Origin of the sequence: Amycolatopsis vastitatis, assembly GCF_002234595.1 — a bacterium.
Taxonomy (GTDB): Bacteria; Actinomycetota; Actinomycetes; order Mycobacteriales; family Pseudonocardiaceae; genus Amycolatopsis; species Amycolatopsis vastitatis.
Genome location: NZ_NMUL01000016.1, coordinates 41427 through 64665, shown reverse-complemented (window position 1 = coordinate 64665; position 23239 = coordinate 41427). Strand labels below are relative to the sequence as shown.

General features: G+C 71.9%; 22 protein-coding genes. 11 read left to right on the top strand and 11 right to left on the bottom strand.

Annotated features, from left to right (window positions below):
* The first annotated feature begins 16 nt into the window (after positions 1-16).
* Both CF165_RS18360 and CF165_RS18355 read left to right on the top strand, forming a co-directional pair.
* The gene (locus tag CF165_RS18360) at positions 17-712 is read left to right on the top strand and encodes a response regulator transcription factor (RefSeq protein ID WP_013222890.1); all 696 of its coding nucleotides are present in this window, start codon (positions 17-19) and stop codon (positions 710-712) included.
* Positions 713-715: 3 nt separating this feature from the next.
* Positions 716-1999, top strand: coding sequence for an ATP-binding protein (locus tag CF165_RS18355; protein ID WP_093948762.1), 1284 nt, complete (start codon positions 716-718; stop codon positions 1997-1999).
* Between the two features lie 3 nt (positions 2000-2002).
* Here the strand turns inward: CF165_RS18355 and CF165_RS18350 are convergent, their stop codons facing one another.
* The 7 genes from CF165_RS18350 to CF165_RS18320 all read right to left on the bottom strand — a co-directional run bounded on the left by CF165_RS18350 (position 2003) and on the right by CF165_RS18320 (position 9095).
* The gene (locus CF165_RS18350) at positions 2003-2635 is read right to left on the bottom strand and encodes a response regulator transcription factor (protein ID WP_093948761.1); all 633 of its coding nucleotides are present in this window, start codon (positions 2633-2635) and stop codon (positions 2003-2005) included.
* A gap of 118 nt (positions 2636-2753) precedes the next feature.
* Entirely contained in the window at positions 2754-3404 is a 651-nt protein-coding gene (locus CF165_RS18345; protein WP_093948760.1) for a response regulator, read from the bottom strand.
* A gap of 18 nt (positions 3405-3422) precedes the next feature.
* Complete coding sequence (locus CF165_RS18340; protein ID WP_093948759.1) at positions 3423-4277, bottom strand: NAD(P)H-binding protein; 855 nt, start codon at positions 4275-4277, stop codon at positions 3423-3425.
* A 10-nt stretch (positions 4278-4287) separates the two neighbouring features.
* Positions 4288-5574, bottom strand: a complete 1287-nt coding sequence (locus CF165_RS18335) for an MFS transporter (RefSeq protein WP_167441498.1) — start codon at positions 5572-5574, stop codon at positions 4288-4290.
* Positions 5575-5813: 239 nt separating this feature from the next.
* Complete coding sequence (locus CF165_RS18330) at positions 5814-6341, bottom strand: GtrA family protein (RefSeq protein WP_167441497.1); 528 nt, start codon at positions 6339-6341, stop codon at positions 5814-5816.
* Between the two features lie 38 nt (positions 6342-6379).
* Positions 6380-6889, bottom strand: coding sequence for a GtrA family protein (locus CF165_RS18325; RefSeq protein ID WP_093948756.1), 510 nt, complete (start codon positions 6887-6889; stop codon positions 6380-6382).
* Positions 6890-6899: 10 nt separating this feature from the next.
* Positions 6900-9095: a sigma-70 family RNA polymerase sigma factor gene (locus CF165_RS18320; protein WP_093948755.1), complete on the bottom strand. Its 2196-nt coding sequence runs from the start codon at positions 9093-9095 to the stop codon at positions 6900-6902.
* Between the two features lie 268 nt (positions 9096-9363).
* On the opposite strand from CF165_RS18320, the gene CF165_RS18315 reads away from it, so the two are divergent.
* From CF165_RS18315 to purE, 5 genes are all read left to right on the top strand, one after another.
* Positions 9364-10212, top strand: coding sequence for a GGDEF domain-containing protein (locus tag CF165_RS18315; protein WP_093948754.1), 849 nt, complete (start codon positions 9364-9366; stop codon positions 10210-10212).
* 70 nt (positions 10213-10282) lie between these two features.
* On the top strand, positions 10283-11632 hold the full coding sequence (locus CF165_RS18310) for a glycosyltransferase 87 family protein (RefSeq protein ID WP_093948753.1): 1350 nt from the start codon (positions 10283-10285) through the stop codon (positions 11630-11632).
* The gene (locus tag CF165_RS18305; protein WP_093948752.1) at positions 11607-12842 is read left to right on the top strand and encodes a glycosyltransferase 87 family protein; all 1236 of its coding nucleotides are present in this window, start codon (positions 11607-11609) and stop codon (positions 12840-12842) included. The genes CF165_RS18310 and CF165_RS18305 overlap by 26 nt, the downstream gene beginning before the upstream one ends.
* A 13-nt stretch (positions 12843-12855) precedes the next feature.
* Positions 12856-14040, top strand: a complete 1185-nt coding sequence (locus CF165_RS18300; protein WP_093948751.1) for a 5-(carboxyamino)imidazole ribonucleotide synthase — start codon at positions 12856-12858, stop codon at positions 14038-14040.
* A 13-nt stretch (positions 14041-14053) separates the two neighbouring features.
* Complete coding sequence (gene purE, locus CF165_RS18295) at positions 14054-14551, top strand: 5-(carboxyamino)imidazole ribonucleotide mutase (protein ID WP_093948750.1); 498 nt, start codon at positions 14054-14056, stop codon at positions 14549-14551.
* A 4-nt stretch (positions 14552-14555) separates the two neighbouring features.
* Here the strand turns inward: purE and CF165_RS18290 are convergent, their stop codons facing one another.
* On the bottom strand, positions 14556-15245 hold the full coding sequence (locus tag CF165_RS18290) for an SDR family NAD(P)-dependent oxidoreductase (RefSeq protein WP_093948749.1): 690 nt from the start codon (positions 15243-15245) through the stop codon (positions 14556-14558).
* A 105-nt stretch (positions 15246-15350) separates the two neighbouring features.
* Between CF165_RS18290 and CF165_RS18285 the strand changes: the two genes are divergently transcribed.
* Positions 15351-16364 carry an Lrp/AsnC family transcriptional regulator gene (locus CF165_RS18285; protein ID WP_240521655.1) on the top strand — a complete coding sequence of 338 codons (1014 nt, stop codon included), beginning with the start codon at positions 15351-15353 and terminating at the stop codon, positions 16362-16364.
* On the opposite strand, the gene CF165_RS18280 is transcribed toward CF165_RS18285, so the two are convergent.
* Positions 16353-18029: a class I adenylate-forming enzyme family protein gene (locus CF165_RS18280; protein ID WP_205660902.1), complete on the bottom strand. Its 1677-nt coding sequence runs from the start codon at positions 18027-18029 to the stop codon at positions 16353-16355. The genes CF165_RS18285 and CF165_RS18280 overlap by 12 nt on opposite strands.
* A gap of 111 nt (positions 18030-18140) precedes the next feature.
* On the opposite strand from CF165_RS18280, the gene CF165_RS18275 reads away from it, so the two are divergent.
* Positions 18141-19292: an acyl-CoA dehydrogenase family protein gene (locus tag CF165_RS18275; RefSeq protein ID WP_205660912.1), complete on the top strand. Its 1152-nt coding sequence runs from the start codon at positions 18141-18143 to the stop codon at positions 19290-19292.
* Between the two features lie 232 nt (positions 19293-19524).
* Here the strand turns inward: CF165_RS18275 and CF165_RS18270 are convergent, their stop codons facing one another.
* Positions 19525-19695: a hypothetical protein gene (locus CF165_RS18270; protein WP_143268613.1), complete on the bottom strand. Its 171-nt coding sequence runs from the start codon at positions 19693-19695 to the stop codon at positions 19525-19527.
* Positions 19696-19853: 158 nt separating this feature from the next.
* Between CF165_RS18270 and CF165_RS18265 the strand changes: the two genes are divergently transcribed.
* Together CF165_RS18265 and CF165_RS18260 are read left to right on the top strand one after the other, a co-directional pair.
* Positions 19854-20279, top strand: a complete 426-nt coding sequence (locus CF165_RS18265; RefSeq protein ID WP_093948744.1) for a hypothetical protein — start codon at positions 19854-19856, stop codon at positions 20277-20279.
* Positions 20280-20390: 111 nt separating this feature from the next.
* On the top strand, positions 20391-21212 hold the full coding sequence (locus CF165_RS18260) for a DUF1206 domain-containing protein (protein ID WP_093948743.1): 822 nt from the start codon (positions 20391-20393) through the stop codon (positions 21210-21212).
* On the opposite strand, the gene CF165_RS18255 is transcribed toward CF165_RS18260, so the two are convergent.
* On the bottom strand, positions 21209-23062 hold the full coding sequence (locus tag CF165_RS18255) for an elongation factor G (protein ID WP_093948742.1): 1854 nt from the start codon (positions 23060-23062) through the stop codon (positions 21209-21211). The genes CF165_RS18260 and CF165_RS18255 overlap by 4 nt on opposite strands.
* Between the last annotated feature and the right edge of the window lie 177 nt (positions 23063-23239).

Here is a 23239-nt window from a genome sequence, read left to right as displayed (position 1 = left end):
AGTTGGGCAGGTGAGCATGGTCCTACTTGCCGAAGACGATCCGGCCATCGCCGAACCGCTCTCCCGCGCCCTCGAACGTGAGGGATACGAGATCCACGTCGTCACCGACGGCCCTTCGGTGCTCGACGCCACCGCCGCCCAGCGCGTCGACCTGCTCGTGCTGGACCTCGGTCTGCCCGGGATGGACGGTCTGGAGGTGTGCCGGCGGCTGCGCGCGGCCGGCACCGAGCTGCCGGTCCTGATGCTCACCGCCCGCACCGACGAGGTCGACTTCGTCGTCGGCCTGGACGCGGGCGCCGACGACTACGTCGCCAAGCCGTTCCGGCTCGCCGAGCTGCTGGCCCGGATCCGCGCGCTGCTGCGCCGCCGGGTGCCCGAGGTCCTGGAGGCGGGCGGGGTGCGGATGGACCTCGGCGCCCGGCTGGTCACCGTGGACAACCACGAGGTGCAGCTGGCGAACAAGGAGTTCGAGCTGCTGCGCGTGCTGATGAGCCGCGCCGGGCAGGTCGTCAGCCGCGACGAGATCCTCGCCGAGGTCTGGAACGACCTCGAGTCGAAGACGTCCAAGACGCTCGACATGCACATGTCGTGGCTGCGGCGGAAGCTCGCCATCGCCGCCGACGAGGCCGCCGGGCGGACCAGCAAGACCCACGACGGCGAGCGGCGGATCGCGACCGTCCGCGGTGTCGGTTTCCGCTTCAACGCCGAATAAGCCGTGCGCCGCCGCATTCTGCTGGCCATCCTGCTGGCCGTCGCCGTCACCGCGGCGGTCCTCGGCATCCCGCTGGGCATCGTGGCGAGCTGGCAGATCGAGTCGAGCTACCGCGAGACGCTCGCCGAGAACGCCCGCGCGGCGGCGGCCATCCTGGACACCGAAATCGCCAACGGCGAGGAGATCGACCTCGATCAGGTGCGGGCGGCGGTCCCGGCGAACGGGTTGCTGACCGTCCGGGCGAGTGGCCAGATCGAAAAGCGCTACGGCAGCGACCCGGGTCCCGTCACCGTCACCGAGACGGCCGACCTGGCGCGGGAAGGCAAGGTCGAGATCGCCGTCCCGGCCGGCCCGATGCACGAGCGGCAGACGACGGTGACGCTCGTGGTCGTGCTGCTGGTGCTGCTGTCGGTCGGCACCGGCGCGGTGGTGGCGATCGCGACGGCCAGACGACTCGCGAAGCCGCTGCGGCACGTCGCCGAACGCGCGGCCCGGCTCGGCGGCGGCGACTTCCGGCCCGACCCGAGCCGCTACGGCGTCGGCGAGCTGGACATGGTCGCGGAGGCACTGGACGCGTCCGGCACCGCGCTCGCCCAGCTCGTGCAGCGCGAACGCCAGCTCGTCGGCGACGTCTCGCACCAGCTGCGCAGCCGCCTGACGGCGTTGCAGCTGCGGCTGGAACCCCTGACCGTGCACCCGGACGAAGAGGTGGCCGACGAGTCCAAGGCCGCCCAGGAGCAGGCCGACCGGCTCGCCGAGGCGCTCGACGAGCTGCTGGCGGCGGCCCGCGCCGCGCGCGAGGTCGGCGCGGAACCGGTGGACCTGCCCACGCAGCTGCCCGCGATGGCGCAGGAGTGGCGTGAGCTGCTCCGCTCGGAGGGCCGCAACCTGCGCATGCGCGTGGCCGACGGGCTGATGGCGCGCGCGACGCCGGGCCGGCTCCGCGAGGTCATCGGGGTGCTGCTCGACAACGCGCTGCGCCACGGCTCCGGCACGGTGACCGTCGTCGCCCGCCGCGGCGACGCCGAGGGCACGGTGGTGATCGAGGTCAGCGACACCGGGCCCGGCGTGCCCGACGAGCTGGCCCCGCACATCTTCGAGCGCGGCTTCTCCGGCGGTGGCTCGACCGGCGTCGGGCTGGCGCTGGCCCGGGCCCTGGTCGAAGCGGACGGCGGCCGGCTGGAGCTGTCCAACCGCCGTCCGGCCGTGTTCAGCCTCTTCCTGAAGGTGCCGCGGCCCACCGACGTCCCCGGGGTGCGCTGGCCCGCCGAACGCGTCCCGCGTTAGCCGTCAGATCAGCCCTTCACGCAGGGCGTACGCGACCGCGTGCGACCGGTTCCGCAGCTGGAACCGATTCGTCACGTCGTGCAGGATGCTTTTCACCGTGCGCTGCGAATAGCACAGCTCGTCGGCGATCTCCTGCGTCGAAAACCCCGACGCGACGAGCCGGAGCACTTCGGTTTCCCGGTTGCTCATGCCGCCCAGGTGGAGACCGCGCGGCTGGAGCACCTGGCGCTGCAGGCGGGAAACCCGGTTCAGCAGCCGGCCGAGCAGGTCGGGCGGTAGCGCGCCTTCACCGGCCGCAGCGGCCTTGATCAGCCGGACCAGCACCTCCGGGCCGGCGTCGGCGCGGCGGGCGACCGCGCAGACCCCGTGCTCGACGGCGTTGAGGATCTCGTTGTCGTCGACCTCGCCCGCGATCAGCACGATGCGGGTGAAGCCCTGGTGGTGGAGCGCGGACAGCAGCCGGGTCATCGGCTCGTCGAGCCGGTCGGCGACCAGCAGCGCGACCACGGCCGAGCCGTCCGGGTCGCCGTCCACCACCCGGACGTCGTCACGCGAACGCAGCGCCATGCAGACGCCGTTGTGCAGGATCGGATCGGTGGCGCGGACCACCACCGGTGTCCGCTCGGATTCGAACATCGTCACCCATTCCCCTCGAACGAGGCGAGGGTCCCACCCCCCGCCTTGACCACAGTGCCCGCCGGAGTGTCCCGGGCACATGGGACCGGCGTCCCGATGTTGCCCGGGCGGCCGCCCGTCAGGACCCGCCGAGGCCGGCCTCCCGGGCACGGACGATCGCCTCGGCCCGGTCGGCGACGTGGAGCTTCGCGAAGACGTTCGAGATGTGGTTGCGCACGGTCTTGGGGCTCAGGCACAGGGTGGACGCGATGACGCCGTTGCTGTGCCCGGCCGCGATCAGGGCCAGTACCTCGCGCTCGCGCCCGGTCAGCTCGGGGAACACCGGCTCGCTCGCCGGGGGCGGCTGGTGGAAGAAGCCGAGGACGCGGTTCGCGATGTCGGGGCCGAAGATGGCCTCCCGCCGCGCGACCGCCTGGACGGCGCGGATGATCTCGTCCGGCTCGGCGTCCTTGAGCAGGTAGCCCCGGGCACCGGCGCGCATCGCCGCGAAGACCGACTCGCTTTCGTCGGCCATCGTCAGCATCAGCACGCCGGTGCCCGGGCTCGCGGCCACGATGTGCCGGGTCGCCTGGATCCCGGACAGGTCGGGCAGGTGCAGGTCCATGACCACGACGTCCGGGCGCAGGGCGGCCGCGGCTTCGATCGCGCCCGCACCGCCCGCGGCCTCGCCGACGACCTCGATTTCGGGTTCCGCGGCCAGCAGCGTGCGGACGCCGAACCGGAACAGGGGGTGGTCGTCCACGACGAGGACGCGCAGGCGGTCGCTCATCCGGTCACCTCCCTGCCGTCACTCCTGGTAATGGTAGGCGAACGCAGCCGTGTTCTCACGTGCCCAGGTCGCGAAGGTGAGCGGCGGCCTGCCGAGCAACCGCTCGACGGTGTCGAAGACGACGCTTTCGTGCGGGGCCGACTCGCATTTGAGGGCGAAGAGGCCGTCGACGGCCTTCGCGGGCCAGCCGTACATCCGGATCATGCGGTCCTTCGCCGCGCTTTCGGGTTCTTCGACGTACTTCAGCGGACGGCCGAGCGCTTCGGCCAGGATCGCGACCTGCTGTGCGGTGGTGAGGGCTTCGCCGCCGGTGAGCTCGTAGGTCGCGCCTGCGTGGCCGGACGTCGTCAGCGCGAGCGTCGCGACCGCGGCGATGTCCCGGACGTGGACCAGCGCGGACGGCGGATCGGTGTCGGGCACGTACACCGCGTTCTCCCCGCGGATCGGGCCCAGCCAGGCGAACCGGTTGTCCATGAAGGCACCCGGCCGCAGGATCGTCCAGGCCGGGCCCGCTTCGCGGATCGCCTGCTCGGCTTCGGCGTGGGCCCGGGTGACCGGATCGGTCTGTCCGAAGTGGACACCCGTGGTCGACAGCTTGACGAGGTGGGTGACGCCGGCCTGGGCGGCGCTCTGCGCGACCGCCGCTTCCCGGTCGGCGCTGTGCCCCTGGGTCAGCACGAACACGCGGTCCGCGCCGTCCAGCAGAGCGGGCAGGTCCGAGGTGCCGAGGTCGCCGCGGACCACGTCGGCGCGGGGGTCGATCCGGGCCTTCGCCGGGTCGCGGGTCAGCGCGCGGACGGCGGCGCCGGCGTCGAGCAGGGCGGGGACGAGGTGGCGGCCGACCTTGCCGGTGGCGCCGAGGACGAAGATCATCGTGGTTCTCCTATCGGGAAAGCGGCACGTGCGGCAGCGCGAACGCCGTGACGAGGGCGAGCGCGAGCACGGGCAGCAAGGCGAGGAAGACGCCGTGCGGGCCGGCGCTGTAGGCGAAGCCGAGCGCGACCGGGCCGAGGGCCGAGCCGAGCGCACGGGCGAGGTTGACGGCCGCGGCGACCGCGCCGCGGTCCGCGGGTGGTGCGGTGTTCTGCGTGGCCATGGCGAGGACCTGCAGGTTGAGCCCGGCGGCGAGACCGAAGACGACCAGGCAGCCGAGGACGAGCGGCAGTGCGTCGAGGGTGAGCAGGCCGAGCACCGCGACCAGGCCGAGCGCCATGCTCAGCCGCGGTGCCCAGCGGTACGCGCCGGTGCGGGCGATGACCTTGCTCGCGACCACGGAGGAAAGCGACACGGCGAGCGTCATCGGCACCAGCCGCAGCCCGCCTTCGGCCGGACCCGCGTCGGCCTGCAGGAAGACCGCGATGTAGTTGACCGAGCCGAGGAACGCGAACCCGGAGAGCACGCTGAGCAGCACGGACACGGTGAACGTCCGGTCGCGGAACAGGCGCGGCGGCAGCACCGGTGCGGCCGCTTTCCGCTCGGTGAAGCCGAACGCGACGGCCGAAGCCGCGCCGAGGGCGATCGACCACGGCGTGAGCAGCGTGAAGCCGGTGATCGCGATGCCGAGCAGGACGACGCCGGTGAAGTCGAACGGCGCGGTTTTCCGTCGCCGCGGCAGGTCGAGGGTCGTGAGCAGGCCGACGGCGACCAGGCCGAGCGGCAGGTTGACCAGGAAGATCGACCGCCAGCCGGCCAGGCCGGTGAGCAGGCCGCCGACGACCGGACCGGACAGCGACGCGACGGCGAAGCAGATCGAGAACCACCCGAAGTACTTCGCACCTTCGCGCGGCGTGAACATTTCGCCGAGCGAAGCGCCGACAGAGACGAACAGGCCACCCGAGCCCGCGCCCTGGAGGACCCGCCCGGCGATCAGCAACCCGGCCGTCGGCGCGAGGCCGCAGGCGAGCGAACCGAGCAGGAAGACGGCGAGCGCGCCCAGGAGCACGCGTTTGCGGCCGAAGACGTCACCGAGCTTGCCGTACAGCGGCGCGGTGACGCTCCCGGCGAGCAGGTAGGCGGTGGTGACCCAGGCGTAGGCGCCGGTGCCGCCGAATTCGGCGGCGATCCGGGGGAGCGCGGTGGCGACGACCTGGGCGTCGAGCATCGCGAGGAAAACGGACAGGAACAGGCCGAATACGGCCGTTTTGGCGCGCGAAGGCGCAATTGTTGTCAAGGAATGTCCAAGTGAGGAAAAGGGACAGAGAGGCGGACGTGCTTCAGGCACGTCCCGTCGAGTCGGGAAAAGGCTCCATCGTCATCCGCGCGGCGGATGCGACCTCTTCGCGCTCGGAAACCACCTCGAATCGTCCCGCTCGCCCGGCCGAACCCGGACGGCGTCCTCACGAAGGAACACTGACGAGGATGACCCTAGACAACTAGATGTCAAAAGACAAGTAGTTTGCCGGACGGGACTCAGTGCAGGCGGGTGACCTGGTCGTTGTCCCGCCGGCGCTGGCCCAGCTCGTCCGGGAACACCCACTTCTTGAAGCCCCAGAAGCGGAAGAACATCGCCAGCAGCATGCCGATGATCGAGCCGCTCGCGAAGTCCGCGATCTCCTGCACCAGGAACGTCACGTGCGGGACCTCGAGGTCGAGCACGTAGCGCGAGACGATCAGGGGGACCAGGTTGACGCCCACCGCGATGCCGCTGATGACGAAGAACAGCGCCGCTTCGTGGTGCCGTTCGCGCCCGCCGCGGGTCCGGAAGGACCACTCGCGGTTGAGGATGTAGGACACGATGGTCGCGACGATGATCGCGATGGCCTTCGCCGTGGTCGGTTTCGGCTCCAGCACCGTCAGCTTGAGCGTGTACCAGACCCCGTTGTCGACCAGGAACGTCGTGCCGCCCACGATCGCGAACTTCAGCAGCTCCCGGTGCTTGATCAGCACCGAACGCAGTGGTTCCGGCGTGCGCTTGAGCACGGTTTCCACAACGGTCACACCCGGCAGTCTAGGAGAACGCCGTGGTGTCCAGCGGCTCAGGCGGCCTTGCTGTCGTGAATGTCCGGATCTTCGGCGGCCTCGGCGGGCACCGCGCGCGGGCGGCCGTCCTCCTCCGGGAACACCCATTTCTTGAAGGCCCACCACCGGAACGCCGTGCCCAGCAGCGTGCCGATGATGATTCCGCTGACGAAGTCGGCCACCTCGACGCCGAACGGCGACAGCCGCGGTGGCTGCAGGTGCAGCACGTACCGCGAGAACCATTGCGGCAGCGCGTTCAGGCCCAGCGCGACGCCGCTGAAGAGGAAGAACAGCGCGGCCTCGTGCGCCCGCTCCCGGCCGCCGCGGGTGCGGAACGACCACTCGCGGTTGGCGACGTAGGAGAAGATCGTCGCCACGAGGACGCCGACGATCAGCGCCGTCACCGGGTGGGTCCGCAGCACGGTGAACTTCAGGCCGTAGTTCACGGACATCGTGATCACGAAGCTGATCCCGCCGACGACGGCGAAGCGGAGGAGCTCGCGATGCTTTTTCAGCAGTTCGCGCACCGCGCGGACGCTACCCCGTCAACCAGCCGAAAGCCTTTTCGGGGGTGACGGTCGGCGGCTTGTCGCCCGGTTTGCCGGTTGGGCGTGGCGGGGCACTGGTCGTCGTCGAGGACACCGGGGGCTCGGTCGGCGGATCGGGTTTCGTCGTCGCCGGCGGGGTGGTGGACGGCTTGGACGGCGCCGGCTTCGAAGGTTTCGTCGGAGTCGTCGGCATCGTGGGCGAAGGGGTGGTCGTCGGCACCGGGTCGTGGTCGCACCAGTGGCGCCAGCAGCCGAAGTTCACCGTCACCGGCGGTGCCGACGCCCGGCCGAGCCGCGCGGTGATCGTCACTTGGCCGTCGTCCGGCCTGCCGTCCAGCCGCACCCACAGGTTGACGTGCTGGCCGGGGGCCAGCGTGCCGCGCGTCGTGCAGCTCGCGCCGCCGTCGGCCGGTGTGCACGGGAAGCCGCGCAGGCTCCACCACTGCCAGAGCGGGTGGTCGAAGGTGACCGTGACCGGCTTGGTCGTCTCGCCGGTGTTGCGGACCCGCACGTAGACCAGGGGGTGGCGGGTCCAGGGGAACGCCGAGAGCCCGTCGCCCACGGCCTCCAGGGCCACCGCGTCCGGCGGCTGCTTCACGGTGACCTTGACGCTCACCGCGACGTTGATCCGGACGCCGGCGGTGACGGACCCGGTGACCGTGCCGCCTTCGGCGTTCTCGTCGGCCTGGAGCCGGAAGTTCAGCGTCGCGCTCTGGCCGGGCTGCAGGCCGGTGCCCGTCTTGCACGTCACCGTGCCCTCGCCGCCCGGGCAGTTCACCGAGATCGGGCCGGGGGCCTGGACGGCCGCCATCGGCGCGCTGCCCCCGCCCGCCTCGACCGCGTGTACGCCCGGCGGCAGGTTCAGCGCGACGGCCACCGGGTCCGACGGGCTGCCGCCGTCGTTGCGCACGGTGATCGGCAGGGACATCGCGGTGCCGGGGCTGAGCTCGACGCCGCCCGGCGGGGTCGTCGCGGACATCGACGGCGGGGCCGGCGTGGGCGGTGCCGGGACCGGCGCTTGCGGCGGCGCGGGAGGCGCGACGGGGGGCGGCGCGGGCGCGACGGAAGGAGTGGGCGGCGCCGGCGGCTGGACCGGCGGAGGCGCGACGGGCACGACCGGAGCGGGCGGTTGCGGCTTCGGCGGGGGTGGCTGGACGGGCTGGACGGACGGTGGCGCCTGGGCCGCGGCCGGGATCTGCTGCGTCCCGCCGCCCGCGGCGAGCGCGATGACGACCGCTGCGACGACCGCCACGCCGGACGCGGCGACCCCGGCGAACTGGCGGGGCCCGGCGGCCGCGGCACCCGCGCCGGCCTTGCCCCCGGCCGCCGCGGCGGCGGCCGCGGCCGTGCCCGCGGTGGCCGCGCTCGCCTTGGCGGCGCCGACGGTGGCGAGGTAACCCAGCGCGGCGCCGCCCAGGACGATCGGGGCGATGATCGCGCGCAGCCCGCCGTTGACGTCGGCGAGCTCCGCCGCCAGCGCCCGGCAGTTCCCGCATTCGTCGAGGTGGCTTTCGACCTGGGCACGTTCGCGTTTGGACAGTCCGTCGCGGGTCCACGCGCCGAGCCGCTCGGCGCAGGCACGGCAGCGTTCCTCGGCGTTCTCCTGCAGGTGGACCTGCAGATACGCCTGGCGAAGCCCCTCGCGGGCGCGGTAGGCGAGCGCGGAGACGCCGTTCGCGGTCAGCCCCAGCAGCGGCGCGACCTCGGCCGGGCTCTGCTGCTCGATCTCGGTGTGCCAGAGCACCGCCTGCCAGCGTTCGGGCAGCCGCGCGAACGCCTTCGCGGCCATCGTCCGCTCCAGCCCGGCGACGGCGGTGTCGGAGAACGGCACGGTCAGCGCCTCGGCCGCGGCGCCGCCGACCTCGGTCATGTCCTCGTTGAGGTCGACCCGGCGCTCCTTGCGGGTGCGGTCGTACGCGGTGTGACGCAGTGCGGTCAGCAGGTACGCCCGGAAGGCTGTCTCCGGTCCCTTGTCGCCACGGAGGGTGTCGAGCACCTTGGCGAACGCCTCGGACACGAGATCGTCGGCTTCGGAGCTCGAGCGGGCCAGCTGACGGGCCAGATTGTGGGCCGCGCCGGTGTGCCGTTCGTAGAGCGTCCCGTACGACGCGAGCTTCCCGGAGCGGACCTCCGCGATCAGTTCGGCGTCACTCTTTCCGCTGAGATCGGCGGGAACTGTGGACACGGCACTCCTCGGTCGGCTAGGGCTCGGACCTGCCATTACAGGGGATCCGGGACGCGAGACCAGTGTGACTGACCCACCCCGCGTGGTCACGTCGTGGTCGGGGTGTTGACTCCGACGGCGGAGCAAAATCACCCACCCCTGGGCTGTCCCGAAGAAAAGCTTCGAGACAAAAACTGGTCAGTACGCGTCACGGCGTCGGTCTGGACACGTCCTCACCGTGAAGCACCGGGCAAGATCGAAACGACCGGACGAAAGGGACGGGAGGCCTGTGGACGTTCCGGCTACGCGCTCGGGCCCCGAGGACGTCCCACCCCTCACCCAGGCTGAGCGCGACCGCTCCCTGTGCGCGCTGCGGGCGCGCTGGCGCACGGCCAGCCTCGCCGCCGGCTGGCGCTTCCCCAGCGACTGGGCCCTGCCCGAGGTCGACGCCGTCTGCGCGGCCGTGATGGCCAAGGGCCGCGTCGAGGCCGCCGAAACCGCGCTGGCCGGGCTGGCCAGGGCACGGGCGGCGGCCGGCGCGGGGCTCGCGGAGACCCTCGCCGACCTCGCCGCGCTGCACGCCGTGCTCGGCCACCGCGGCGAAGGCTTCATCGTGCCGGACGTCGACGCCACCCCGGCGCGGCTGCTCCGGACCACCGCGCTGGCCTGGGCGGACGTCGCCACCGACCAGCTCGTGCACACCGAGGTCACCGACCCGCTGACCGGCCTGCCGACGGCGGCCTACCTGCGGACCCGGCTCGTCGAGGTCTACCGCGCCGCCGCCGCGCGCGAGCGGCCGGCGGCCGAGGACCACGTGCTGCTGGTCGTCTCGCTCGACCTCACCGCGGTCGCCGGGTTCCCGCGGCTGACCGGGATGATCCTGGTCGCGGACGCGCTGCGGGCCGTGTTCGACAGCGGGCAGAGCGTCGCTTCGCTCGGGCCGTCCGTCGTCGCGGCCCTGGTCTCGAAGGACGAGCGGGTCGCTTCGCACGGCGTCGCGCTGCGAAGGGCGCTGCACGAACGGCTTTCGGTCGACGCGCAGCTGGCGGACGTCGGCCGGCCCCGCGTCTCGGCGGTGCGGCTGCCCGCCACCCACGAGCTCGCCTGCGACCTGCTGGCCCACCTGGCGCGCGCGTAGAACACCGGAAAGTCCGGTTCCGCGCGGACCCTTCCGACCGCGACCGGGCCGGACATGATTTCCTGGTGCGGTGACCCGGACCGTATCCACCGACGTCGACGGCGCAGTCGCGGCCAGACCCCTGCACCGGCTGGCCCTGCGGAAGTCACTCGCCCGGCTGTCCGTCCGCCCGCGGTCGATCCTGATCCTGTCGGTGATCCCGCTGGTCGCGATCGGGTACGGCATCTACGGCTGGCAGCACGACTGGGTGCTCGGCGTCGACAGCGCGGTGTACCGGGCGGGGGCGCTGACGCTGCTGCACGGCGATTCCCTCTACGACGCGAACACCCTGGCCAACGAACCGTGGTGGGCGCTGCTGCCGTTCACCTACCCGCCGACGGCGGCGCTGATCTTCGTCCCGCTCGCGGCCTTCCCGACACAGGTCTCCTGGGGCCTGATCACCGCCGTCTCGCTGGTGGCGATGGCCCTGTCGATCCGGATCGCGATCGGCGCGCTGCCCCGCCCGGCCGCGGACGGGCCGCGCTGGTGGGCCTCGCCCGCCCGCTCGACCATCGTGTTCTTCCTGGTCTTCCTCGCCCTCGAGCCGGTGTGGCGGACGATCTTCCTCGGCCAGATCAACCTGATCCTGATGGCCATGATCCTGCTGGACATGCTGGTCATCGGCACCCGCGGGAGCCGGTGGGGCGGGGTGCTGGTCGGCGTCGCGGCGGCGATCAAGCTGACACCGCTGGTGTTCCTCGGGCACCTGTTCATCACCGGCCGCCGCATGGACGCGCTGCGCGGGTTCGCGACGTTCGTGCTGCTCCAGGGCCTGATGTTCCTGATCAACACGCATGACGCCGCCAAGTACTGGACGGTCACGCTGCCCGACACCGGCCGGATCGGGCCGGTGCACTGGGCGGGCAACCAGTCGCTGAACGCGCTGATGAACCGGGCCACCGACCTCGCGCCGTGGGCGTCGAAGGCGGCGATGGGCATCGGGTTCCTGCTCGCGATCCCGGCCCTGTGGCTGCTGATGCGCTTCCACCGCAAGGGCCAGGCGCTGGCCGCGCTCCTCGTCACGGCGTTCTGGACGCTGCTGATGTCGCCGATCTCGTGGACCCACCACTGGGTGTGGGTGATCCCGCTGATCGTCCTGCTGGTCTCGCGGCTGCCGAAGACCACCCCGAAGACGGCGTGGAAGCGCTGGGTCGGGACCGGGCTGGTGGCGTTCGTGTTCGTCAGCTGCGTGCTGCTGATCCTGCCGAACGGCCGCAACGTCGAGCTGCACTGGAAGGTGTGGCAGAACATCCTCGGGGACGCCTACATCCTGATGCCGGTCGTGCTGGCCGCGGCGCTGATCCTGCGCTGGGGACTGCAGCGGCGGGCCGGGAAGAAGGCCGCTCCGGACGAGCATGTCGACGTCGCGACCGGCGTCTGAGGCGCGCACCGGCCGCCTTCTCGCCGGGGTTCTCGCGCTCCTCGTCCTCGCGTTCGGCGTGGTCGTCTGGCTGGCCGGGTGGCACGTGGGCGCGGACAGCGCCGTGTACCGCGCGGGGGCGTTGACGCTGCTGCACGGCGACCCGCTCTACACGCGGGACGTGCTGACCGCGCTGCCGGACTGGGTGCGCCTGCCGTTCACCTACACCCCGGCCGCCGCGCCGCTGTTCCTGCCGCTCGCCCTGGTGCCGTCCGGCCTGGTCTGGGGCGTGATCGCGGTTTTGTCGGTGGTCGCCCTTATGGTCGTGATCACGGTGGTTTCGTCGTCGCCGGGGCGCTCGCTCGCGTGGTGGGCGCTGCCGGCGGGAACGGCCGCCGCTCTGGCGCTGGAACCGGTCTGGAAGACGCTGTTCCTGGGCCAGATCAACTTGATACTGATGGCGTTCGTGGTGCTGGACGTCCTGGTGCTCTCCGCACGCGACAGTGCTGATGGGCCCTCAGCGGGAAAGCGTGCTTCGGGCCGCCGCTGGGCGGGCGTGCTGATCGGCGTGGCGGCGGCGATCAAGCTGACCCCGCTGATCTTCGTGCCGCACCTGTTCTTCACGGGCCGGTGGAAGGACGGGCTGCGCGCCCTGGGCACGTTCGTGGCGCTCGAAGCGGTGATGTTCGTGGTCATCCCGGTCGACGCGGCGCGGTTCTGGCGGGATTCGGCGACCGACCCGAGCCGGGTCGGGTCCGTGCACTGGATCTTCAACCAGTCGCTCAACGGGCTGGTCAACCGGGCTTCGGCGGTGGCCCCCTGGTCGCTGGCGGTGGCGGTCGGGGTGGCGGCGGTGCTCGCCGTGCCCGCGGTGTGGCTGGTGGTGCGGCTGCACCGGCGTGGCGAGGCTGCGGCCGCGCTGCTGGTGACGGCGTTCTACGGGCTGCTGCTGTCGCCGGTGTCGTGGTCGCACCACTGGGTCTGGTGCGTGCCCTTGATCACGCTGCTGGTGGTCAAGGCGCGGTGGTGGGCCGCGGCGGCGGTCGCGGTGCTGTTCGTCTCGCAGATCGTGATGCTGGTGCCCAACGGCGGCGACGCGGAGTTCGGCTGGGGCCTGGGCTGGTCGGTCCTGGGCAATCTCTACGTGCTCGCGGCGGCGGCCGGGATCCTCGGGCTCGCGGCGCGTGAGCTTCGCCTGGTCCGGCGGTCACCCCAGGTCGTGACCGTTTAGGCTGACTGGCGTTATGGACAAACACACCGGTCTGCCCGTCGTGGGCATGGTGGGCGGCGGCCAGCTCGCCCGGATGACGCACCAGGCGGCGATCTCCCTCGGCCAGTCCCTGCACGTGCTCGCCGCGAGCGAGAACGAAGCCGCGGGGCTCGTCGCGGGCGACGTCTCGCTGGGCCACCACACCGACCTCGACGCGCTGCGGAAGTTCGCGGCCTCGGTCGACGTGCTCACGTTCGACCACGAGCACGTGCCGGGCGAGCACCTCCTCACGCTGGCGACGGAAGGCCACGTCATCCGGCCGGCGGCGAGCGCGCTCGGCTTCGCGCAGAACAAGCTGGTGATGCGCGAGATGATGGCCGGGCTCGGCGTACCGGGGCCCGCCTTCGCCGAGGTGTCCACTGTGGACGACGTGCTCGCGTTCGGCGGCGAGCACGGCTGGCCGGTCGTGCTCAAGGCGTCGACCGGCGGCTACGACGGCCGCGGCGTCTGGATGCTGGACACCGCGCAGCACGCCCGCGAGACCGTGCCGGAGCTGCTCGAAGCGGGCACGGCCCTGCTGGTCGAGGAGAAGGTGGTGATGCGGCGGGAGCTGTCCGCGCTCGTCGCCCGCTCGCCCTTCGGCCAGGGTGCGGCGTACCCGGTGGTCGAGACGGTGCAGACCGGCGGCATCAACACCGAGGTCCTCGCCCCGGCGCCGGGGCTCGACGACTCGCGGGTGCACGAGGCCCAGGACCTGGCGCTGCGGATCGCGTCGACGCTGGACGTCACCGGGCTGCTCGCGGTCGAGCTGTTCGAGACGGACACCGGGCTCCTGGTGAACGAGCTGGCGATGCGCCCGCACAACTCCGGGCACTGGACCATGGACGGCGCGCGCACGTCGCAGTTCGAGCAGCACCTGCGTGCGGTGCTCGACTACCCGCTGGGCCGGACCGACCTGATCGCGCCCGCGTGCGTGATGGCGAACGTGCTGGGCGCGTCCGAGCTGCCCGAGATGGGGCCGGACGAGCGGCTGCACCACCTGTTCGCGCGGTACCCGGAGGTGCGGGTGCACCTCTACGGCAAGCAGGAGCGGCCGGGGCGCAAGCTCGGGCACGTCAACTTCACCGGCGAGCGCATGGAGGACCTGCGCAACCGTGCGCTGCTGTCGGCGCACTGGCTGTCCCACGCCGTCTGGCTCGACGGCTACGAGATCCACTGACAGGAGTACCGGTATGGCGCCGCAGGTGGGCGTGATCATGGGCAGCGACTCGGACTGGCCGGTGCTGGAGGCGGCCGGCGCGGCGCTGGACGAGTTCGGCGTCGAGTACGAGGTCGGCGTCTACTCGGCGCACCGCACCCCGCAGCGCATGCTGGACTACGCGACTTCGGCGGTGGCCAGGGGTATCCGGGTGATCATCGCGGGCGCGGGCGGCGCGGCCCACCTCCCGGGCATGGTGGCCTCGGCGACGGTGCTGCCGGTGATCGGCGTCCCGGTCCCGTTGAAGTACCTCGACGGGATGGACTCGCTGCTGTCGATCGTCCAGATGCCGGCGGGCGTCCCGGTGGCGACGGTCTCGGTCGGCGGCGCGCGCAACGCGGGCCTCCTGGCGGTCCGCATCCTGGCGGCGTCCGACGAGGGCCTGCGGGCGAAGATGGCGCGCTTCCAGCAGGACCTGGAGAAGCTGGTCCTGGACAAGGACGCCGCCCTGCGCGAGAAGACGGGCCACTAGCCCGTCACCACGGCACGGTTTCGCCCGTGCGGTCGAGGAACTCGAGGCCGGGCTTGCCGCGCTTCGCGAGCAGGACGTCGACCACTTTCGGGACGGTTTCTTCCATGGTGAAGGACGCGTCCGGCCCGCCAAGGGCCGTGCGGATCCAGCCGGGGGCCATGAGGACCAGTGCGCGCTCGGCCTCTTCCGGCCGGGCCGCGAAGCTGCGCATGAACATGTTGAGCGCCGCCTTGCTGCCGCGGTAGACCTCACGCGAGCCGGCCACGTTGTTCGTGATGCTGCCCTGCCCGGAAGACATCGCGCCGATGAGCCCGTCCGCGGGCACGAGGTCCTTCAGCGCCGCGATGACGCGCATCGGGCTGAGCGCGTTGGTGACCATGACGTCGACGAACTCGGCCGTCGGCACCTCGCCGATCGGTGTCGCCGGGTCGTTCGTGGTGCCCGCGTTGACGAAGAGCACGTCGAGCCGGCGACCGGCGAGCCGCTCGTGCAGGGGCGGCAGCTGAGCGGGTTCGGTGATGTCGAGGTTCTCGACCTCGACGCGCCCGTCCGAGCGGTCCGCCAGGTCGTGCAGGGGCGTCCGGGTGGTGGGGTGGCGGACCGTGCCGATCACGTGCCACCCGCGGTCGAAGAGCTCGGTGGCGATCGCGTGGCCGAGTCCGCGCGAAGCCCCGGCGATGAAGGCAGTTTGCATGGGTGATCCCTTCGGTCGGGTGTGCTCCGAGTCTGTGCGCCCCTTCGCCGCGGTGGCACGTCCGAGGCGGGGTTTCGTAGGATTGCCTCGATGGGAGGAGCGTCGATGGCTGAATCCGTCACCGCACACCCCGATGACGTGCGTCTCATCCGCACGTTGCAGGTCGCTCCGCGAGCCTCGTTCGCCTCGATCGCCGCCGCGCTCGGCGTCACCGAGAACGCCGTCGGCCGTCGCTTCCGCCGGCTCCGGGCCGAGGGCGTCGTCCGCGTCGCCGGCATCGTCGACCCGGGGGCGCTGGGCCAGAGCAAGTGGCTCGTGCGGTTGCGGTGCCGTCCCGGCAGCGTCGCGGCGATCGCCGACTCACTCGCGAAGCGCGACGACGTCAACTGGGTGGCGCTCTGCTCGGCGGGCTCGGAGATCACGTTCGCGGTCCGGTCGCGGAGCCCGGAACAGCGGGACGACCTGCTCGGTCGGCGGCTACCGCGGACCGCGGCCGTCCTCGACCTCCACGCGGCCGCGATGCTCCGCCAGTTCATCGGCGGCCGCGGTCACTTCTGGGCCGCGCTGCGGGGCACGCTGACCCCTGAGCAGGAAGCGCTGCTGGGGGCCGAGGGGCCCCCGTTCACCGAAGCCCCGGTGGTGGCCCGAGAGCCTGTGGTGCTCACCGCCGAGGACGAGAAGATGCTCGACGTCCTCGCCGTGGACGGGCGGGCCGGCCTCGTCGAGCTCGCCGCGGCGGCGGGCCTCACGCCCGGCCGCGTCTCCCGCCGCCTGCGGACGCTGCTGGAGCGCCGCGTCGTGCACATCGACGTCGAGATCGCCGCCGCGGCGCTGGGCTACCACGCCCGGGCGAACCTCTGGCTGCGCGTGCACCCGTCGGCGGTCAAGGAAGCTGGGCGGACGCTCGCTCGGGAACCCGAAATCGCCTTCGCCGCGGCGGTGTCCGGGCCGCACAACGTCCACGCCGTCGCGCTCTGCCGGGACCTCGACGAGCTGTTCGAGTTCACTTCGGACCGGATCGGCTCGCTGCCCGGCCTGCAGAGCATGGAGGTCTCTCCGCTGCTCAAGCACGTCAAGCAGGCCGGCACGCTGCTGTCCGGCGACCGGCTAGCCGGCTAGCTCGCCGATGAGCTGCGCCCGGAGCTGCCGCTTCAGCACCTTTCCCGCGGCGGACACCGGGATCTGCTCGACCACGTGGATCTCCCGCAACCGCTTGTAGGGCAGCACTTTCTCGTTGACGGCGGCCATCAGCCCGTCGGCGTCCAGCGAGCCGCGCGGCACCACGAAGGCCACCGGGAGCTCGCCGACCTCGGCGTCGGGGCGGCCGACGACCGCGGCCGCCGCGACGCCCGGCATCGTGATGAGCAGTTCCTCCAGCTCGCGCGGGAAGACGTTGTACCCCTTGTACAGCAGCATGTCCTTCTTGCGGTCCACTATGGACAGATAGCCGTCGGTGTCGAGGACGCCGATGTCGCCCGTGTGCAGCCAGCCGCCGGCCAGGGCGGCCGCCGTCTCCTCGGGGCGGTTGCGGTAGCCGAGCATGATCTGCGGCCCGCGCAGGCAGACCTCGCCGCGCTCGCCAGCGGGGAGCGGGTCTTCGCCGCCCTCGGCCGGGACGATCTTGACCTCGGTGTCGAAGATCGGCACGCCCACCGAGCCGACCTTGCGGGTGCCCGAGCGGTACGTCGGCGAGATCACCGCGCCCATCGTCGCCTCGGTGAGGCCGTAGCCCTCGGTGACCACCACGCCCGGGAAGCGCTCGCGCAGCGCGTTGATCATCGCGTGGTTCATCGGCGCCGCGCCGGAGCCGATCGCCTGCACCGACGACAGGTCGGCGGTGTGGAACGACGGCGTCGCGAGCAGCGCGGCGAACAGCGCCGGGGCCCCGCCGATGCCGGTGATGCGCAGCCGTTCGGCGTCGGCGACGTACGCCGCCGGGTCGAAGCGCGTGTGCAGGACGATCGTCGTCCCGGCGAGCACCGGCGCGTTCATCCCGCCGATGATGCCCATGGCGTGGAACCACGGTGTCAGGTTGATCGCGACGCCGGTGCCCAGCCGCGTCGGCCACTCGTCCTCGCCGCCGATCTGGTCGATGGTGACGTCGCCGTGCGCGTCCGGTGCGGGCACCGACCCGGTGCTCCAGCAGGCGTGCTGGAGGGTGTTGACCACGACGTTGCGGTGCGACAGCCGCACGCCCTTCGACCGGCCGGTGGTGCCGCCCGTGTAGGCGAGGTGTGCGAGGTCTTCGTGGATCGCTATCGCGACGTCCGGCCGCGTCTCCGGCTGCCCGGCGTGGAACGCCTCGAACTCGGCACCGCCCTCGGGCAGGTCGCCGGCGGGGTCGACGACGACGGTCAGCCGCGCCGGGATCCGGTCGGCGACGCTCGCGAGCGCGCCCGCGACCGGGCCGTACGTCACGACGGCGACGGCCTCGCAGTCGGCGAGCTGGAAGGCGAGGTCGTCCGGCGGGAGCAGCGGGTTCGCCGGGCTGAAGGTGGCCCCGGCCAGCAGCGTGCCGTAGTAGGCGACCGGGAAGGCCAGGCAGTTCGGCAGGTGCAGCGCCACGACGTCGCCGCGGCCGATGCCGCGGTCGAGCAGGGCGTTGGCGAACCGGCACGCGGCCCGGTAGGTCTCGGTGAAAGTGAGGCTGCGGCCGTCGTGGGCGAAGGCGGTCCGGTCGCCCCAGCGCGCGGCTCCCGCGGCGAGGATCGACCCGACCGGGGCTTCGGGGTAGTCGAGGGAGGCGGGCAGACCGGGCGGCGGCGTCGGCGCGGTGATCGGCATCACCCGACCATACGAATTCTGCGGTCAACGCCACAAGGACGACGCAGGTGAACGAGCGCTAACATCGACAGAACCCTCCCGACGTCGTAGAGAAGGTAACCGGAAGTGACGATGAGCCTGTACCAGCTTGCCGAGGAGCACGAGGAGCTGCGGGCCGCGGTCCGGGCTCTGGCCGAGAAGGAGATCGCGCCGTACGCGGCCGAGGTCGACGAGAACGAGCGCTACCCGATCGAGGCGTACAACGCGCTGGTCAAGTCCGGCTTCAACGCCGTCCACATCGGCGAGGAGTACGACGGCCAGGGTGCGGACGCCGTGGGCGCCTGCATCGTGATCGAAGAGGTCGCCCGGGTGGACGCGTCGGCGTCGCTGATCCCGGCGGTGAACAAGCTCGGCACGCAGCCGATCATCCTGTCCGGTTCGGAGAGCGTGAAGAAGCTCGTCCTGCCGTCGATCGCCTCGGGCGAGGCTTCGGCGTCGTACGCGCTGTCGGAGCGCGAGGCGGGCTCGGACACCGCGTCGATGCGCACGCGTGCCCGGCTCGACGGCGACCACTGGGTGCTCAACGGCACCAAGTGCTGGATCACCAACGCGGGTGAATCTTCGTGGTACACGGTGATGGCCGTGACCGACCCGGACGCGGAGAAGAAGGCCAACGGCATCTCGGCGTTCGTGGTCCACAAGGACGACCCCGGCTTCTCGGTGGGCCCGAAGGAGAAGAAGCTCGGCATCAAGGGCTCCCCGACGCGCGAGATCTACTTCGAGAACTGCACGATCCCCGAGGACCGCATCATCGGCGAGCCCGGCACGGGCCTGAAGACGGCACTGCGCACGCTGGACCACACCCGCCCGACGATCGGCGCGCAGGCGCTGGGCATCGCCCAGGGCGCGCTCGACGCGGCGGTGGCGTACGTGAAGGACCGCAAGCAGTTCGGCAAGGCGATCGCGGAGTTCCAGGGCGTCCAGTTCATGCTGGCGGACATGGGCACCAAGATCGAAGCGGCCCGCCACCTGGTGTACGCCTCGGCGGCGGCCTCCGAACGCGGCGACAAGCGTGCGGGCTTCATGGCCTCGGCGGCGAAGATGTACGCGTCGGACATCGCGATGGAGGTGACGACGGACGCGGTCCAGCTCTTCGGCGGCGCCGGCTACACCCGCGACTTCCCGGTGGAGCGCATGATGCGCGACGCGAAGATCACCCAGATCTACGAAGGCACGAACCAGATCCAGAAGGTCGTCATGGCCCGCGCCCTGCTCAAGGGCTGATCCCCGGAACGACCCACGGCCCCCGGTGCGGATCCGCACCGGGGGCCGCGGTGTGCCGGCACCTGCTGGATAACCACGTAAAGTGCCCCGTTCCCCGCCAGAGGGAAGCGGCCACCAAGCCGCGGGCCGGAAACGGCCGCACAAAACCTGGCTACCCGCTGCCCAGTTTCCCGGAGATCAACGCCGCGCGGCAAGACCCCGTTCGGTGGCGCAGGCCGGACAGGCGGGGGCGTCAGCGTTTCTGCGCCCGGTGGCGCTTCAGGAGCGCGGTGATCTTCGCTGCGTCCTTCGCGCCGTTGAGCTCGGCGAGGAGGTCGTCGGGGCACAGCTCGTAGTGGTCGCCCCACCAGTGGCGTCCCTTGGTGTCCCAGATCCGGTAGCCGCCCGGGACTCCTCTCGCCACGTACCGACGCCTCGCCATGGGCCGGAGCCAACAGCGCCGCGAGCGCGTCGTCAACGCTTTTGCCGCGCCCGTGGCGCAGGTCGCCGCCGAGTTTCGCCACATGAGACATAACCCACCGACGGGGCGGATTTCGGCTTCCGCGGTGTCACTCTCGAAGCATGTACTGGCCGGTTCCGGCGTCCTGGACGCCCCACGACGAAGCCGAGCTGGTCGCCGGCTGGCGGCTGTGGCTCGAGCTGTCCGACCGCGCCTGGCCCACGGCCGCCTGGGACGGGACTCCGGCCGGTGCCGTGGGGCAGCTGCGGGAGCTGCTCGCCGCCTGCGACGAGATCGAGACGTCCTACCGCGCGGCCGTGGCCGAGCCGTCGCCCGGGTTCCGGCGGCTGCTGCAGGGGCTCGTCGTCACCGCGGGCTCGGCCATCTCGCTGTGGTTCGACGACTTCGAGCCGCTCGACGGCGAACGCGCCGCGCTGCTGCACGACGATCTCGCGCGGTTCGCCGAGCAGGCCGAGCAGGTGCTGACCCTCCTCGCCGCCAACGGTGGCTGGGCCGGTCTCGACGAGGTGCGCCGCCGTCCCGCGTGAGCGGCCCGTAGCCGGGTCGTCGCGCCTCCGTGTCCGGATGCTCCCATCGCCTCAGTCACGTTGCTCCGCTCAGCCCAGCGGATGACGGGCCGGACTGGGTACTCAGAAGGCATGAACCGGACAGAGGCCACCGCCGAAAGAGGCGAGAAGAGCAACACCGCGCAATACCTCGGGCGCGCCGGCATGGCCTGCTGGGGCGTCGTGCACCTCATCGTCGCGTACCTCGCCCTCCAGGTCGCCCTGGGTGGCGAGCAGGGACGCGAGGCCGACCAGAAGGGTGCGCTGCAGGAGATCGGGCAGGAGTCCTTCGGCAAGGTGATGCTCTGGGTGCTGGCGGTCGGCCTGGTCATGTTCGGGCTGTGGCAGTTCCTGATGGCCGCCACCGGGTACGAGTGGGTCAGCGGCGGCAAGCGGACGCGCAAGCGGATCGGCGCCGCCGCCCGCGGGGTCGTCGTGCTCGGGCTCGGCTACACCGCGATCCGGATCGCCACCGGCAGCGGCGGGGGCGGCGGCGGTTCCCAGAAGCAGCAGGAGTTCACCGCGAAGGTCCTCCAACTGCCCGCCGGGCCGTTCCTGGTCGTCTGCGTGGCCATCGGCGTCGCGGTCGTCGCCGGTGCCGCGGCCGTCAAGGGCGTCAAGCAGAGCTTCCTCCAGGATCTCGACGTCGGCGAGCTGCCCGGCCGCTCGCGCCGCTGGGTCGGCTGGCTGGGCACCACCGGGTACCTCGCCAAGGCCGTCGTCTTCGCCGTGGTTGCGATCCTGCTGGCCTACGCGGGCTTGAGCTCCGACGCCCGCAAGGCCGGCGGGCTGGACGCCGCCCTCAAGACGCTCGCCGCCCAGCCCTTCGGCGCCGTGCTGCTCACCGTCGTCGCGCTCGGGCTCGCCGCGTTCGGCGTCTACGCCTTCGCCGCGGCCTGGGCGCACAAGCGCTAACGCCGGGCCACCTGTGCGAGGTACTCCTTGCGGTCCAAGGGGTTGTCCCCGGTCCGCGGCCGCGACGGCGGCGGGCCGGGGCAGGGGCGGTACTCCTGGAACTCGCTCTGGAAGACGCCTTCGCCCTGGCTGAGCGCGGGCAGGGCCTGCTCGAACTGGTGGACGTGCTCCGCCGGGATGGTGCCGCGCAGCGTCCACGCCGTCGCCCCGGCCACCGGTTTGCCGGGGACGGCCCGCAGGTCCGCGAGCTTGAGCAGCGCCGCGCTGACGGCGTCCGCGGGGATCTCCAGCTCGAAGCGGTGCACCGGCTCGTACACCCGCGTGCCGGCCTCCTTCAGCGCCGCCATCAGCACCAGTGGCGTCATCTTGCGGAAGTCTCCCGCGGCACTGAGCGGGCTGAAGTACGCCGTGTGCGTCAGCGTGACGGCGCAGTCGAGCACCTCCCAGCCGTACAGGCCCTGTTCCAGCGTGGCGTGGACGGTTTCCTCGATGGCCTTGTGGAACGCCAGGGGGAGTGAGCCCAGCTCGACCGACAGCCCGAGCGTGACCCCGGAGCCGGGTTCCACCCGCAATCCCACCGTCGCGAAGAAGTACAGCCGCTGCTCCGGATCCATCCCCTCGACGGCTTGCCCGCGTCCGGCCGGCTTCTCGACGTACAGCGGGCGCGTCCGCTCGAAGGTGACGTCGATCCCGGTGCCCTCGGCCAGCATCGAGCGCAGTACTTCCTTCTGCACTTCGCCGTAGAGCCGCACCGAGACGTCGTGGCCGCGGCGGCGCACGTCGATCAACGGGTCCTCTTCGGACAGCCGCGTCAGCGCCGTGAACAGCGCGGCGGCCTGCTCGGGCCGGACCGGCCGCACCACCGTCTCGAGGCTGGGTGGTGCGAACACGTTGTCGCGGGCGGTGCCGGGCGAGCCGAGCCGGTCGCCGATGCGGACCTCCCTCAGGCCGCGCACCCGGGCGACGTCGCCGGCCAGCGCGATGTCGTCCCCGGCGACTTCGACGGCCGAGACGCGGCCGGTGAACTCGGTTCCGCCGCGGTAGCAGGCGATCCGCTGCCGGGGCGCCAATGAGCCGGAGTGCAGCCGGGCGTAGGCGATCTTCTCCCCGGTACGGCCGCGCTCGATCTTGAACACCGTCGCGTCCAGTGGCCCGTCGCCGGTGCGCTCGGCGGCCGGGAGCAGCTCGGCCATGGCCGTGACCAGGTCGGCGACGCCGGTGCCGGTGATCGCCGAGCCGGACAGCACCGGGTACAGCTCGCCCCGGGCCACCTGCCGGGCCAGCTCGGCGCGACAGGCGGCGGCGTCGGCCCGGTCCTCGACGTAGGCCGCCAGGAAGGTGTCGTCGCCGTCGGCCAGCAGCTCGGCCAGCTCGTCGGGCGACGTCGCCCGCAGCGCGAACGCCCGTGGTGTCAGCTTCGCGCGGATGTCGCCGAGCTGATCGCGGGCGCCCGTCCGGTCGATCTTGTTGACGAAGACGAGCGTCGGGATGGCGAGGCGGCGCAGCGTGCGCATCAGCACCCGGGTCTGGGCCTGGACGCCCTCGACGGCCGACACCACCAGCACGGCGCCGTCGAGGACACGCAGGGCGCGTTCGACCTCGGCGATGAAGTCGCTGTGCCCCGGGGTGTCGATCAGCGTGACGCGGGTGTCGCCGGTCATGAAGGAGACCACCGCGGACCGGATGGTGATGCCGCGACGGCGTTCGAGCTCCAGGGAGTCGGTCTGGGTGTCGCCGCGGTCGACGCTGCCGAGGTGGGTGATGGCGCCTGCCGCGAAGAGCAGGCGCTCGGTCAGGCTGGTCTTACCGGCGTCGACGTGCGCCAAAATGCCGATGTTCAGGGTTTTCACAAGTGTGGGAGGTCCTTTGTGATGCGGGTGACAGGCCGGGCGGATCGGTCTGTCGGCGCATCGGGGACTCCTCACGGTCGTGGACGCAGGTCAGGGCGAAGATAGCGTCCGCAGAGGGGCCGTGAAACCGGTTTTTGCTCCCTGTCGGTTTCCTGTCGATCACCCTCCGGAGCTTCG